This window comes from Ensifer sp. GW821-FHT05G01 (assembly GCF_059419585.1).
In genome coordinates, this window is record NZ_JBWKSC010000011.1 from 12,807 (window position 1) to 26,002 (window position 13,196).

The 13,196-nt window shown below is 59.6% G+C and carries 16 protein-coding genes; 6 read left to right on the forward strand and 10 right to left on the reverse strand.

The window, feature by feature from the left end:
* Positions 1-38 precede the first annotated feature (38 nt).
* The 10 genes from AC07UR_RS23835 to AC07UR_RS23880 form a co-directional block, all read right to left on the reverse strand.
* Positions 39-1,412, reverse strand: a complete 1,374-nt coding sequence (locus tag AC07UR_RS23835) for an LLM class flavin-dependent oxidoreductase (protein ID WP_173422851.1) — start codon at positions 1,410-1,412, stop codon at positions 39-41.
* A 34-nt stretch (positions 1,413-1,446) separates the two neighbouring features.
* Positions 1,447-2,715: an SfnB family sulfur acquisition oxidoreductase gene (locus AC07UR_RS23840; RefSeq protein WP_173422852.1), complete on the reverse strand. Its 1,269-nt coding sequence runs from the start codon at positions 2,713-2,715 to the stop codon at positions 1,447-1,449.
* Positions 2,716-2,794: 79 nt separating this feature from the next.
* Entirely contained in the window at positions 2,795-3,607 is an 813-nt protein-coding gene (locus AC07UR_RS23845) for a MetQ/NlpA family ABC transporter substrate-binding protein (protein WP_209792935.1), read from the reverse strand.
* A gap of 20 nt (positions 3,608-3,627) precedes the next feature.
* Complete coding sequence (locus AC07UR_RS23850) at positions 3,628-4,287, reverse strand: methionine ABC transporter permease (RefSeq protein WP_173422853.1); 660 nt, start codon at positions 4,285-4,287, stop codon at positions 3,628-3,630.
* Positions 4,277-5,350 (reverse strand): methionine ABC transporter ATP-binding protein, encoded by a 1,074-nt coding sequence (locus AC07UR_RS23855; RefSeq protein ID WP_494700205.1) that lies wholly within the window; start codon positions 5,348-5,350, stop codon positions 4,277-4,279. The genes AC07UR_RS23850 and AC07UR_RS23855 overlap by 11 nt, the downstream gene beginning before the upstream one ends.
* Before the next feature lie 5 nt (positions 5,351-5,355).
* A complete protein-coding gene (locus AC07UR_RS23860; protein WP_173422855.1) occupies positions 5,356-6,588 on the reverse strand; it encodes an acyl-CoA dehydrogenase family protein in 1,233 nt (410 codons plus the stop codon).
* 308 nt (positions 6,589-6,896) lie between these two features.
* Positions 6,897-7,187: a hypothetical protein gene (locus AC07UR_RS23865; RefSeq protein WP_234903060.1), complete on the reverse strand. Its 291-nt coding sequence runs from the start codon at positions 7,185-7,187 to the stop codon at positions 6,897-6,899.
* A gap of 222 nt (positions 7,188-7,409) precedes the next feature.
* Complete coding sequence (locus tag AC07UR_RS23870; RefSeq protein ID WP_268833772.1) at positions 7,410-7,694, reverse strand: LysR family transcriptional regulator substrate-binding protein; 285 nt, start codon at positions 7,692-7,694, stop codon at positions 7,410-7,412.
* Between the two features lie 10 nt (positions 7,695-7,704).
* Positions 7,705-7,923 (reverse strand): hypothetical protein, encoded by a 219-nt coding sequence (locus AC07UR_RS23875; RefSeq protein ID WP_173422856.1) that lies wholly within the window; start codon positions 7,921-7,923, stop codon positions 7,705-7,707.
* Entirely contained in the window at positions 7,920-8,249 is a 330-nt protein-coding gene (locus AC07UR_RS23880; protein ID WP_173422857.1) for a hypothetical protein, read from the reverse strand. The genes AC07UR_RS23875 and AC07UR_RS23880 overlap by 4 nt, the downstream gene beginning before the upstream one ends.
* Positions 8,250-8,421: 172 nt before the next feature.
* Here AC07UR_RS23880 and ku (AC07UR_RS23885) point away from each other — a divergent pair, with 172 nt between their 5' ends.
* From ku (AC07UR_RS23885) to AC07UR_RS23910, 6 genes are all read left to right on the forward strand, one after another.
* Positions 8,422-9,285: a non-homologous end joining protein Ku gene (gene ku, locus AC07UR_RS23885; RefSeq protein ID WP_209792972.1), complete on the forward strand. Its 864-nt coding sequence runs from the start codon at positions 8,422-8,424 to the stop codon at positions 9,283-9,285.
* Positions 9,286-9,288: 3 nt separating this feature from the next.
* Positions 9,289-10,086: a non-homologous end joining protein Ku gene (gene ku / locus AC07UR_RS23890; RefSeq protein WP_173422858.1), complete on the forward strand. Its 798-nt coding sequence runs from the start codon at positions 9,289-9,291 to the stop codon at positions 10,084-10,086.
* Between the two features lie 60 nt (positions 10,087-10,146).
* On the forward strand, positions 10,147-10,284 hold the full coding sequence (locus AC07UR_RS23895) for a hypothetical protein (protein WP_173422859.1): 138 nt from the start codon (positions 10,147-10,149) through the stop codon (positions 10,282-10,284).
* A 536-nt stretch (positions 10,285-10,820) separates the two neighbouring features.
* Complete coding sequence (locus tag AC07UR_RS23900; protein ID WP_173422860.1) at positions 10,821-11,021, forward strand: type II toxin-antitoxin system VapB family antitoxin; 201 nt, start codon at positions 10,821-10,823, stop codon at positions 11,019-11,021.
* The gene (locus AC07UR_RS23905) at positions 11,018-11,401 is read left to right on the forward strand and encodes a type II toxin-antitoxin system VapC family toxin (RefSeq protein WP_209792940.1); all 384 of its coding nucleotides are present in this window, start codon (positions 11,018-11,020) and stop codon (positions 11,399-11,401) included. Before AC07UR_RS23900 ends, AC07UR_RS23905 begins: the two co-directional genes overlap by 4 nt.
* Positions 11,402-11,833: 432 nt before the next feature.
* Positions 11,834-13,096, forward strand: a complete 1,263-nt coding sequence (locus AC07UR_RS23910) for an epoxide hydrolase family protein (RefSeq protein ID WP_209792942.1) — start codon at positions 11,834-11,836, stop codon at positions 13,094-13,096.
* Positions 13,097-13,196 lie beyond the last annotated feature (100 nt).

Here is a 13,196-nt window from a genome sequence, read left to right on the forward strand (position 1 = left end):
CCCGATCTTTTCGACGATGCGACGAACCTGAGCCTCTGTCATTCCACATCGCGCGCTGTGCCATTGGGCCGAAAGCCGGCACCATGATGCCTGGCCGGCAACCGGTTGCCCTCACCGAATAGCCGGTTGCGCAGGCTGCCTTCGCCATAGGCTGTCTTGTAGCGACCCCGTTCCTGCAGCACGGGCACCACGAGATCAATGAAATCCTCGTAACTCTCCGGCGCAACGGTCCGTGCAAGGTTGAAGCCGTCCACCTCGCCCTCGTCTATCCAGGCCTCCAACGCATCGGCAACCTGGTTCGGATCGCCAACGATCAGCGGATACCGTCCACCGAGTGCCATATCCGACAGGATGCTGCGCTTTGTCCAGCCGCGCTCGCGCGCAAGATCGACGGATGTCTGGACGAAATTGCCCTTGCCGTAGGTGATCGGCTCGTCGAGTTCATATTGCGAGAAATCCATGCCGGTACCGGCGGAGAAGTGGGCAAGGCCCGCTTCCGGGCTCGCGTAGCGCAGGTAGTCTTCATACTTTTCGCTGGCGGCCCTTTGCGTCCTGTCGACCACGACGGTGATACCGGCGAAAATGCGGACATCATCAACGCGTCTGCCTTCGCCGACGGCCCCCTCGCGGATCGCGCGCGAAGCAGCGCGGGCAACTGTCGTGTCCGGCGAGGAGATGAAGACGCATTCGGCGTGGCGAGACGCAAATTTGCGCCCTCGGCCTGAAGTCCCAGCCTGGTAAAGAACCGGCGTGCGCTGGCACGACGGTTCGCTGAGGTGGTAAGCGTCAGCGCGATAGTAGGTGCCCTCGTGCCGGATCTTTCGGACCCGCGCCGGGTCCGCATAGACCCGCGCCTTGCGATTACCCAGCACGGCGTCGTCATCCCAACTGCCTTCCCAGAGCGCATAGAGAAGATCGAGGCACTCGTCCGCACGATCGTATCGCGTGTCGTGCTCGCCAAGTGCTGACTGTCCCACCGCCCGTGCGGCGCTGTCGAGATAGCCGGTCACGATGTTCCAGCCGATGCGCCCATCCGTCAGGTGATCGAGCGTCGACAGGCGTCGCGCGAAAATATAGGGCTCTTCCGCATGCACATTGACCGTGACGCCAAAGCCCAGCCCCTTGGTCACGGCCGCCATGGCGGAGACCAGCATCAGTGGATCGTTGACCGGAAGCTGGATGGATTCACGCAGCGCCAGATCCACGGATTGCTGGTACACGTCATAGACCCCGACGATATCCGCCAGAAACAGGCCATCGAACAGACCACGCTCAAGCGTCGCCGCCATGGACGTCCAATAGTCGAGCCGGTGATAGCGGTCCGACTGGTCGCGCGGATGGGTCCACAGGCCATGGTTGATATGCCCGACGCAATTCATGTTGAATGCGTTGAGGAGAATTTCTTTCGGCATCACGCACTCACGCAACAGTTGGGCATAAGGCCCGTCAGATCCAGGAATGCAGCGGCGGTTGCACGCCGTTCAGGTAATATTGGCCGACGGCGTGGAATTTCCACCGGACCGGATCGTGCAGCGTGTGCGTGCGCGCGTCGCGCCAGAACCGGTCGAGATTGTGGACGCCGAGCGTCGAGCGCGTGCCGGCAAGCTCGAACAGCTTGTTGGCGGCGGCAAGGGCCACTTCCGTTGTCAGCACCTTGGCCTCGGCAACGGCGATCTTCGCCCTCGCGATCGTCTCGTCGTTGACATCGGCAATGGTCTCGTCGAGCTGCCGGCCGGCCCGCTCCAGCAGGGCTTCCGCTGCGTGCAGGCGGATCTTCAGATCGCCGATTGTAGCGATGGTATAGGGGTCGTCCGCGGCTCGGTCCAAGCCGCTGTCTATCCACGGCCGTGCATGGTTGCGCACGAGATCGATGGTCGCCTCGATAGCGCCGCGCGCAATGCCCGCGTCAATCGCCGCATGGATGAGCTGGCTCTGCGGACCGACAGCACTCTGGTTCTCATAGACGATGTGCGCGGGCAGAACGCGGCTGGCCGGTATCGAAACTGCATCGAGGATGACCGTGCCGCTCGATGTCGTGCGCTGACCGAAGGCCGACCAATCGTTGACAACCTCCAACCCCTTGGCGTCGCGATCGGCAATCGCAACGACGACATGCCCCTCTTCATCGATGGCGACGATCGGCACGAGATGGGCGAAGAGCGCCCCGGTGGAATAGAACTTGCGGCCGCTCACGACGAAATCGTTGCCCGAACGCACCAGTTTCGTCTCGAAGGCCTCGACGTTCTTGCCACCGAATTCGGAGAAGGCATTGCCCAGGCGTTTGCCCGCAAGCACGGCACCGAAAAGATCGCGTTTCTGCTCCTCGCTTGCTGTCTGGCGGATGACGTCGATGATTTCGAAGCTGTTTTGCGCGATTTGCGTCAGTGACGGATCGCCGGCGGCGAGCGTGGCGAACACCTTTGCCAGCGTCACCTGCGACACCCCTGCGCCGCCATAGGCCCTTGGGATGGTGATCCCCCAGAGCCCGCTTTGCGAAAACAGGTCAACCTCCGCAAAAGGCAGGCGTCGTTCACGGTCCCGCTCCTTCGCCTCGGCGGCAAACAACGGCTTCAGCCGTTCGGCAACGGCGATCGCCTCTGCGTCGTCACGGATAATGTGGGCGGCCTGGACGGGCGGATGTGGCAGCCAGCCCGCCTCACCAGGCACGGGATCGGATGTCAGGGATTTCGCGCTGGCGTTCGTTACGGTGGTCATGGCTCTGCCGTTCGTGCGGTGGGATGAAGATGGGCCGGGCTGCGATGGAGCGCAGCCCGGCGTCGAGAGACCGAATGTCTCAGAAGGCTGCCGCGACCTGTCCCTTGTAGCGCTCCTCGATGAACTTGCGCGTCTCCTCGCTGTTCAAAGCCTTGGCAAGCTTTGCTACACGCGCGTCATCCTTGGTTTCGGGCCGGGTGACGAGATACTCGCTCCAGACGTTATGGCCGTCCTGGCCCCGATCGATGAGGATAGACTTCGAGATGTCGAGCTTTGCCTCGAAGACATAATTGCCGTTGAGGGCCGCGAGATCGACCTCGCCCAGTGCCCGTGGCAGGAGCGCGGACTCCAATTCGACGATCTTCAGGTTCTTCGGGTTTTCGATCACATCCTTTATGGTCGGAAGCGGGTCTTCCGGAGAGGTCAGTTCCGGTTTGCCCGACACCTTGATCAGCCCCAGCTTCTGCAGGAGCAGCAGGCCGCGGCCGCCGTTGACCGGATCGTTGGGGATGGCGACGGTCGCGCCGTCTTCCAGCTTGTCGGCTGAATCAACCTTCGTCGAGTAGGCGACGAACGGCTCGATATGCACCGGCACGATCGGGACCAGCTCGGTACCGCGCTGCTTGTTGTAGTCGTTCAGGAACGGTCGATACTGATAGTAGTTGGCGTCGAGCTCGCCGGAGACGAGCTGGGCGTTCGGCTGGATGTAATCCGTGAACACGCGGATATCGAGGTTCAAACCGTCCTTGGCGAGGATCGGCTTCACGAACTCCAGAATTTCGGCGTGCGGGATCGCCGTGGCGCCGACGACGAGCGTTTCGTCCGCCTTGGCGGAACCAAGGGCTGCCAGAGCAAAGCCGGCAGCGATGGTTAGGGACTTCAGGATGCGCATGTTGTCCTCCTAGCTAAAGGTTATCTGCAGGAAAAATGGGTGACGAGCCGATTGCCGCCCGCCTGAATGAGCTGGACGAAGACGATGAGGATCGCGACGCAGACCAGCATTATTTCCGTCTGAAAGCGGTGATAGCCATAGCGGATCGCAAGGTCGCCAAGCCCGCCGCCGCCGATGGCACCGGACATGGCGGTGTAGTCGACCAGCACGATCGCCGTGACGGTCACAGCGGCAAACAGGCTCGGCAGGGCTTCCGGCAGCACGGCGCGCAAGATCGTCTGGCTTGTCGAGGCGCCCATGGCAAGGCTCGCTTCGATGATGCCCCGGTCCACTTCACGCAGCGCCGTCTCGACGAGCCGGGCAAAGAAGGGAGAGGTGCCGACGACCAGCGGGAAAATCACGCCGCGGATGCCGAGGGACGTGCCGGTAACGAGGACCGTGACCGGCATCAGCACGATGAGCAGGATGATGAACGGCACCGAACGGATAATGTTGAGCACGAAGGAGAGGCTGCCATAGGCGACCGGAGCCTGGAAAAGCTGTTGCCGCCCGGTGAGGAAGAGCAGGATGCCGAGCGGCAGACCGACGACAATGGTCAGCAGCAGGGCGCCGCCGACCATGGCCAGCGTCTGACCGAGCGCCGCTGCGATGTCGCCCCAATAGATGTTCTCAAACGACATGAAGCGCTCTTTCCCCGACCCGAGGTGAAGTAACCGCTGTCTGCTCGGTTTGCGGCCCACCCTGCAGTTCGACATCGACCCCACTGGCCCTGAGGCCGGCGATCGCACCGGCGATATCGCGGCCGCTCAGCGAGACGATGAATTGTGCATAGGGCGCTTCGCGGATGTGGCCGACGCGACCGGCGAGAATGGCGTAATCGACGACATTCTCCCGGGCGATGCGACCGAGGATCGGCCTGTGGGCGTTCGGCCCCGTAAACGTCAGCCGGACTGTCGAGCTGCCGAGCTCGGATGCGGAAATAGCCTCAAGTGACCCACCGTCCGGCTCTGCCTCGCGCACCAGCCGCAGCGTTGCCGGGTGGCGCGGATGCAGGAAAACATCAGTGACCGGCCCTTGTTCAACCACACGACCGCGGTCGATTACGGCCACCCGGTCGCAAGTCCTGCGGATGACATCCATCTCATGCGTGATGAGCACGATGGTAACGCCGAGGTCGCGGTTGATCTGACGCAGTAGGTCGAGCACCGCACCGGTGGTCTGGGGATCGAGCGCGCTCGTCGCCTCGTCACACAGCAGGACCTGCGGCTCGCAGGCAAGGGCACGGGCGATACCGACGCGCTGTTTCTGGCCGCCGGAAAGCTCGCGCGGATGTTTATGCGCATGCTCGCTCAAGCCCACCCGGGCAAGCAACCTGGCGACTTTCTCTGTAATCTCGTCCTTGCCGTATCGTCCCGTCAGCTCGAGTGGATAGGCGACATTGCGGGCGACCGTGCGGGCGCTCAACAGGTTGAAATGCTGGAACACCATGCCGATCGAGCGACGAAGTTCGCGCAAGCGCTCGCCCCTGGCATCCGTGACCCGTTCACCCGCGACGAAGACCTCACCGCCCGTCGGGCGTTCAAGCAGGTTGATAAGGCGCACCAGCGTCGACTTGCCGGCCCCGGACGAGCCGATGATGCCGAAGATCTCACCCTTGGCGATCGACAGATCAATCCTGTCGAGCGCCGACACCGGACCATCCTTGCCGGCGAAGCTTTTGGAAATGCTTTCGAGCCTGACCATCACCATCAGCCCGCGCTTGCGCCGATGCGCCACTGATAGGGCGGCGGCGTGCCGTTGACCGCGAAATCGCCGATGATGCGGTGCTTGTAGATCCGGGGATTGTGCGAGGCGAGCGTGCGGGCGTTGCGCCAGTGCCGGTCGAGGCCCGCCGGTTTCTTCGTTGCCGAAGCGCCGAGCGCATCGAAAAGCAGGGTCGAAGCTTCAAGGATCAGATCGGACACCACCGTCTGGGCCTGCGCGGCCTCGAGCTCCGCGATGGCGTTTGCCTTCTCCTCTGCTTCGGGATCGTCGATAAAATGCGCCTCATAGGCACGCTCAAGACTGCTTGCCGCCTGTAATGTAATGGCGCTTGCCGCATAGGCGGCTGCACGAATACGGCCAACAACCTGCAGCACCTGCGGATCCTCGCTGGAGCGCGACGCCGCCGCGTGAGTATAGGTACGCCGCCGTTCGGCAACAGCCTTGGCGACATCTGTCGTGATCGCCCGGCCGATGCCGGCGAGCGTGGCCAGATGTACGATCTGGTAGAAGGCGGAGCTGTATTTGAAACGCTCATCGTCGACGACGATATCTTCAGGTTCGACGGCCACATTGCGGAAGGTGGTTGTACCGCTCGCGGTCAGCGTCTGGCCGAAGCCGTCCCAGTCGTCGACGACTTCCACGCCCTCGGCGTCGCGCCTGACGGCAACCGCGATACCCTCGCCGTTCGCGTCCGAAGCGCCGACATCGATCCAGTCGGCAAAAAGCGAACCGGTCGTATAATATTTTGCGCCATTGAGGAGGAGCCGGCCGTCTTTTTCCGCCACGTTGGTGGAGAAACGATCAAGCGTCGCAGCCGCGCCGATTTCGCTCCAGGCGCTGCCGGCGGTTTCACCGCCGGCGATGCGACCGAACCAGAGCGAGCGACGCTCGGCGTCCTTCGAATTGAGGATGTCCTCGGCGTAGCCGAAGTGCGCGCGCAGGGCCTGGGTGACATTGGAATCTGCCGCCGATAGTTCTATGAGCAGGTTGAAGAACTGTGGCAGGCTTGCTCCCCTGCCGCCGTGTGCTGTCGGTAGCCGAACGGCGCCGAAGCCAGCCTCTTTCAGGCTTCGAATAGCGTCGTGAGGCAAATGTCGCTCGAGATCGCGCTTGGGCGCCTGGCGAGCAATTTCCGCGAAAATCGGACGAAATGTTGCAGCCAGCGCTTCATAGCCCGCCCCCGGAGCGGCCCCCCAGGCATTCTCGATCTGTGTCATGTTTACTCGTCGATTTGAGTTATCGGGCGGGATGCCCTGCTTGAAGTGAGATGGAGAGTAACTCATTGCGACTGTGAATCTAGCAAATCTATCTTTTTTATATACTTACAAATGAAATGTCCTTGCTTTCAGACGCCTCGGGAATTTGTGGCACCTGATGTGTCGGGAACAGACCACCATTGCAGAAGAGTAAGGGCCACGCGGGACGTCGAGGACAGGAAATGTCACTGACGACAGCCGTCGCCCGTGGGCAAGCTAACGGCCTCGCGGACCCCGCATCAATCCGTCGTCTGTCGGGACATCGTTTTTCAAGGACCGTCTCGGCTCACCGCTGCAGCTAGATCTATCAGACCCCGGTGTTGGCTGGCCGCGGCTTGGAGCTTGGCGACGGTGTCATTTCCCGCGCGAAAAAGGCAAAGCAGGATGGCTGCGGCGAGTTCGCTATCGGGGTGATCCCTCGGCAGCAACGAATGTCCACGCCACTCGTCGAGCACTGCTTCGACCATTCGAAGGTCGCCTGGTTCGAATGTGGTTTCAAGGAAACTCTTCATAGGGATGTTGCATTCCCATTGCGAAACGAAAGCGATCTGGGTCGACAATTAACGTTTCCAACCACCAGTTACTGGCCCGAGCGATCGTGGCGGAATTGCCGCAGCGCTTCTCGGAATACTGGCCGACAGCTATGGCGTCGAAACGGTCTACTACGTCTGCTCAGGGCTTCTTGCATGGTTTCTTCCGAAGATTGAAGAAGGCCACGCTTGAAGGCAAAAGGGACCTTGGGCAGGGGGCCGCACTATGGTCGCTGAGACCTCGCTACAGACTCAGTCGGAAAGTAACCTCCGAACTGCTCGGCAGTACCACCCGTCCTTGTTCCAGGCGACTCCGAGCCCGATCAGGAAGTCGACGCCCCTCACCTTCCTGAGCTCGAAGTTGCGGTTGGGCAGATCCAGTGTCCACTCCGGTGCAAAGGCGATGCCAAGGCCCGCCGAGAGCAGCGACACCAATGAGAAGGTGTCGTCGCAGGTATAGGCGACGCTCTTCGAGAGATCGTGCTCCTCCAACGTCTTGTCCCCAACGACACTGTCGCAACTTGGACCCTCCCACAGGGGCCAATTTTCAGCGTTTGTGATCTGCTCGACGCTGGATCATGGAGGCCAACGCTGCGCGGCGACTCTGGGGCAGCTTCAAAATGAAGGTGTCCATGTCGCGTCCAAAGTTCGACCACGCCTTGTCGCCGGCATGGCCGGGCTCGATCACGCCGGCAGCCTCGAGTTCCGAGCGGTCCATGTTGACGCGGGCGAGGGAAATTTCCAGCAAATCCGTTCCAGTGATCATCGACCCGCCCCTTGCTGCCGGAAGTTCATGGTGCCATGAGTGGACTGCCGCGGGGCATTATCGGGCTCGGCCGCTTCCTCCTCCTCAATGAGCTTTTGGTAACAAGCCTCGATGTCTTGGGCGATGCCTTCCGCGTCGTAGAGGTAGCCATCCGTGGCGCCGTCGGTTTCGATGATCTCCGCCAGCGAGTTCATAACCGCTCGACCGAGCCGTTGCAGCGCGTCTCTATGCCGGTCGGCGCCGCCGCTCTCGAAAGCCTGATTGGCCTCTTCCAGCGCCTTGTGCATGGCCTGAAACGATCCGTCGATATGGAGCTTCGTGTTCATAGCACCGCCCTCCCTACGCTCGGCTTGGTGCACCAGACTCCTCAAACGCAATACTCGTGGATAGGTTCATCCTACTATCGACAACCCACTAAACGCCACAATTGATTCGCGTATTAGCGGGAACAAACGTAATCTGCCTCCGTTGAATCCGGGTTCACCGGGAGAAAGCGACATGTCTGGACGTGCTCTTTGGAAGGGCTTTCTGAAGTTTGCCGAGATCAGTTGCCCGGTGGCGCTGCACAGCGCCGCGTCAACTTCCGAGCGCGTGAGCTTCAACACCCTCAACCGAAAAACGGGCAACCGGGTGAAGCGCGAGTATGTCGATATCAAGACCTGGAAGGTGGTCGAGCGCGAGGATCAGATCAAGGGCTATGAGGTCGATGATGGCCGGTACGTGCTGTTTGAACCCGACGAGCTTGCCGCCGCCGTGCCTCAAAGTGACAAGACCCTGCGCATTCAGTCCTATGTTCCCTTCACCGAGATCGACGACCTCTATTTCGACAAACCCTACTACCTCCTGCCCGATCGATTGGGCGAAGAGACCTTCGTTTTGATCCGGGATGCGATGCGCGAATCCAAAGTCGGCGCCCTCGGGCAAGCTGTGCTCTTCCGCCGGCTCCGGACCGTTCTGATCCGCGCCCACGGCGACGGGTTGATCGCGACCACCCTCAACTTCGACTACCAGGTCCGCTCCGCAACGGAGGCCTTCGCCGACATCCCTAAACTCAAGATCGAGGGCGAAATGCTCGACATCGCCAAGCACATTGTGAAAAGCAAGACGGCCCTTTTCGATCCACGAACGTTCGACGACCGCTACGATGCCGCGCTGGCCGAACTTGTGAAAGCGAAGATGGAAGGCCGCACAGTCAAGGTGAAGCAGCGGCCGAAGGTCGAGCGCTCAACCAATCTCATGGAAGCGCTGCGCATGAGCGCCGGGTTCGGCTCGGCTCGCGCATCCAAGCCTCGCACCGCTGCAGCAGCTGCTCGAGCCGCCCCGGTACCACGGCCCGCCGCCGCCCGTAAGAAAGCCGGTTGATCCATGGCCGACGTTAAACCGTATTGGAAAGGCTATCTGAAGCTGTCGCTGGTTACCTGCCCTGTTGCGCTGTCGCCGGCGACAAGTGACGCAGAGAAGGTCCGCTTTCACACCATGAACCGCGCGACGGGCAATCGAATAGCTTCACGATATGTCGACAACGTAACCGGCAAAGAAGTTGACCCTGACGACCAGGTCAAAGGCTACGAGCGCGGCGAAGGCGATTACATCATCCTCGAGGAGGAGGAACTGGATGCTGTGGCGCTTGAAAGCGTCCGGACGATCGAGATCGACATGTTTACGCCGCGAGATTCCATCGAGTGGATCTGGCTGGACAAGCCACACTACCTGGTGCCGAACGACAAGGTCGGCGAAGACGCCTTCGCTGTTATCCGCGACGCCATGCGAGCTGAGCACGTGGTCGGCATTTCCCGGCTGGTCTTCGGCCAACGCGAGCGCGCGGTTATGCTTGAACCGCGGGGCGAAGGCATCGTGCTCTGGACGCTCCGCTATGGCGACGAGGTCAGGCCGGAGGAAGAGTATTTCTCCAACATCAAGGCAAAGCCAGAAGGCGGGCTAGCTCCCCTCATGAAGCAATTGATCAAGGCCCAAACGAAGAAATGGGTGCCCATCACCGACCCCATTCAGGACCGAATGCTCGAACTCATCTCTGCGAAAAAGAAGTCGCTGAAGCCCAAGGGTAAGCGCAAGATTGAGCCAATGGCGAAAGACAACGTCGTCGACATCATGGCAGCCCTACGTGACAGCCTGGAGCGACAGAAGCGGGGCAAAGCTCAATAGATCAGGAGGAGACAAACTTCGACGAGACCCAGGCCAACCAAGGAAGAAGTACGGGACGTAATGGCTGAGGTCGACGCCCTTGATCTGCCCGACGGCGCCCGCTGGGCGCTTGTGCATGAGAGACTCGATCTCGAATATGGCGTTGCCTTCGACTACATCTTAGACGACCCGGAACTCTTCGGCGCCGAAATGGAATGAAGGAATTGGGCTAGTTACAATAGCTTTAACGCGCGTTCGACCAACATATCAATGAGACATTAGCAGTTGGAACAATACCCGTTTTCGCGGGTTTCAATTTCGCAGCGTTTGGCGTCCTGTGGGAGGCGATACGACGCGGCTCCAGACGGTCTAGTTCGCCCCGGACCGTCTGGATTTCCCCCGCAATTTCAGAATTGAATCCCCCTCTGCCGGACATACTCGATGCGAGGCTAACGTCCGGCCTCCTTTCCCCGGGCCGTATGGATTTAGCCGAAGAACCTTCGCAAGTCCGGATGTCTCCCATCCCTCGCCTTGATGGGATTCGAGCCCGCGGCTCCTGCAGTTTTTGAATTTCAGGGGTAAGACGTCGACGCATATCGCCGGCTAGGCCGCCCACTCACTTTACACTTGGGCCGCTCCAAGACAGGGCAAGGATGCCAACATTGCCGAGTTTGCACGCACCAAAGCGGACACTTAGCGTAGATTTCATCACCAAATGGTGCTATTTCAAGACACTTGAATCAGGAAACAAAACGATGCGCTCGACTATCAACCTCGACGACACGCTCATGGAAAGGGCTAGGTCCCTAACCGGCACGAAAGAAACCGCCGCTTTAGTCCGCCAAGCGTTGGAGACGCTTGTTCGTGTCGAGTCGGGAAAACGCCTCATCGCGCTCGGAGGTACCATGCCCGATGCAGAGTCAGCCCCGCGCCGCAGGAGCGTAGCGGCCAAGTGATACTTGCGGACACGTCTATCTGGATTGATCATTTCCGGCACGGCGATGCAGAGCTGCGTAGGATTATTGAGGACGACCGTCTCCTCTGCCATCCAGCCGTGATTGGTGAATTGGCACTTGGCAGCCTTAGGGATCGGGGTAGCGTGATAGCTTTCCTGGCAGCTCAACGCGAAGCGTTCGTCGCAACGCACGACGAAGTCATGATGATGATTGATCGCCACGCTATTTTCAGTATGGGCATTGGTTACACAGATGCCCACTTGCTGGCCTCGGTTCTCCTTGATCAGCGAGCGATCTTGTGGACCAGAGACAAGCGTCTGCGGGCAGCGGCTGACAAGGCGGGGGCTCTACTGCATGACCCTGCCAATGCACAGAACTAAATGGTGAATCAAAGTGATAACCGTTGTTCATGCTGATCTGAGGGTTGAGCTGCCAGAGGGCATAATTCCACGCGATACATTATGCGACTTTGGGCGCACAAAACCGGAACATAGAGAAAACCACTGTCTCCTTACCAGTAAATCCGAGCTAAAGTTTAGGCGTAATTCGCCGCTCATTTTTTTGTGACGGCCGCGCGTAAACGGGATCACTCCGTGACATCGCTCGATCGTTTCCCACGCACTCCTTTAAGGACCTCTGGAGCGATCTCGCACCGGTTCATAGCGCTCCGTAGAGAAGCCATAAGGAACGCTCCCTAAAACTTAAGTCGCATGCGATTTAATCGAAATGCGATTGACAATTCGAGCGCGCTAAAGCATTTATATCGCATCCGCTTTAATAGCATCCGCTACATAGTGAACAGGAGAGACATGATGTCTAATCGATCATCGAAGATAACCCTCGCAACGGCAGCGATCGTCGGTGCATTAAGTGTCCTGCCCAGTCAGGCTGTAGCAGGGGCGAATGAAGAAATTCGACCATTTCGCTTTACGGCAACGGAAGAACAGCTTTCTGATCTTCGTCAGCGCATTCTCGCGACACGCCTGCCGGAGAAGGAGACCGTCACGGACAATTCCGAGGGTGTCCCTCTGGATACAGCTCAGAAGCTCGCGAAGTACTGGGCCAACGATTATGATTGGCGCAAGATCGAGAAGAAGCTGAACTCCTATCCTCAGTTCGTCACCAACATTGATGGATTGGATATCCACTTCATCCATGTCCGTTCCAAGCACAAGAACGCCTTGCCGATCATCGTCACCCACGGTTGGCCGGGGTCGATTATCGAACAGCTGAAGATCATAGACCCACTCACCAATCCTACGGCACACGGTGGCAACGCTTCCGATGCGTTTGACGTCATCATTCCATCCATGCCGGGGTATGGATTCTCCGGAAAACCTACGGAGGCGGGGTGGGACCCGGCTCGTATCGCTCGGGCTTGGACAGTTTTGATGAAACGGCTCGGCTACGACAAGTTTGTGGCCCAGGGCGGGGACTGGGGTGCCCTCGTTGTCGATCAACTCGGAGCCCAGGCACCAAAGGGACTGCTAGGCATTCATACAAACATGCCAGGGGCCGTCCCCGTCGAACTCGACACGGCGGCCTTTACCGGGGCGCCTGCCCCTTCCGGTCTCACCGCAGACGAGCTGAACGCTTACAATCAGCTCTCGTTTACTTACAAGAATGTGCAGTACGCGTTCTACATGGCATCCCGACCGCAAACCTTGACTGGTCTCACAGATTCTCCGGTCGGACTCGCGACCTTTATGCTCGATCACGATCCGCTTAGCCTGGAACTCATTCAGCGGTCGTTTGACGGAAAAACCGAAGGGCTAACCCGGGACGACGTCCTGGACAACGTGACGCTATTCTGGCTCACGAATACGGCAGTGTCCTCGGCTCGTCTCTATCGCGAGAACAAGCTTGCTTACTTCAGCCCCAAGGGCGTCTCGGTTCCTGTAGCGGTCAGCGCGTTCCCCGACGAACTGTATCAGGCTCCTCGCAGTTGGGTGACCAAAGCCTATCCCAATTTGATTCATTACAACAAACTTCTGAAGGGCGGACACTTTGCAGCTTGGGAACAACCGAAGTTGTTCACCTCCGAGTTGAGGACGGCCTTCAGGAATTTCCACTAACTACATAGGACGGTCTCCGACACGGGGGACCGTCCTATAGTGCGCATTGTTCTACGTGTGGCATCAGCGGGCGCACGACGTCGTGTCGCCGGCAATCAAG

Excerpts from the sequence above, each read along its gene's own strand:
- AC07UR_RS23835 (WP_173422851.1), bottom strand. The coding sequence starts at position 1,412 with ATGCCGAAAGAAATTCTCCTCAACGCATTCAACATGAATTGCGTCGGG.
- AC07UR_RS23840 (WP_173422852.1), bottom strand. The coding sequence starts at position 2,715 with ATGACCACCGTAACGAACGCCAGCGCGAAATCCCTGACATCCGATCCC.
- AC07UR_RS23845 (WP_209792935.1), bottom strand. The coding sequence starts at position 3,607 with ATGCGCATCCTGAAGTCCCTAACCATCGCTGCCGGCTTTGCTCTGGCA.
- AC07UR_RS23850 (WP_173422853.1), bottom strand. The coding sequence starts at position 4,287 with ATGTCGTTTGAGAACATCTATTGGGGCGACATCGCAGCGGCGCTCGGT.
- AC07UR_RS23855 (WP_494700205.1), bottom strand. The coding sequence starts at position 5,350 with ATGGTCAGGCTCGAAAGCATTTCCAAAAGCTTCGCCGGCAAGGATGGT.
- AC07UR_RS23860 (WP_173422855.1), bottom strand. The coding sequence starts at position 6,588 with ATGACACAGATCGAGAATGCCTGGGGGGCCGCTCCGGGGGCGGGCTAT.
- AC07UR_RS23875 (WP_173422856.1), bottom strand. The coding sequence starts at position 7,923 with ATGATCACTGGAACGGATTTGCTGGAAATTTCCCTCGCCCGCGTCAAC.
- AC07UR_RS23880 (WP_173422857.1), bottom strand. The coding sequence starts at position 8,249 with ATGAACACGAAGCTCCATATCGACGGATCGTTTCAGGCCATGCACAAG.
- ku (WP_209792972.1), top strand. The coding sequence starts at position 8,422 with ATGTCTGGACGTGCTCTTTGGAAGGGCTTTCTGAAGTTTGCCGAGATC.
- ku (WP_173422858.1), top strand. The coding sequence starts at position 9,289 with ATGGCCGACGTTAAACCGTATTGGAAAGGCTATCTGAAGCTGTCGCTG.
- AC07UR_RS23895 (WP_173422859.1), top strand. The coding sequence starts at position 10,147 with ATGGCTGAGGTCGACGCCCTTGATCTGCCCGACGGCGCCCGCTGGGCG.
- AC07UR_RS23900 (WP_173422860.1), top strand. The coding sequence starts at position 10,821 with ATGCGCTCGACTATCAACCTCGACGACACGCTCATGGAAAGGGCTAGG.
- AC07UR_RS23910 (WP_209792942.1), top strand. The coding sequence starts at position 11,834 with ATGTCTAATCGATCATCGAAGATAACCCTCGCAACGGCAGCGATCGTC.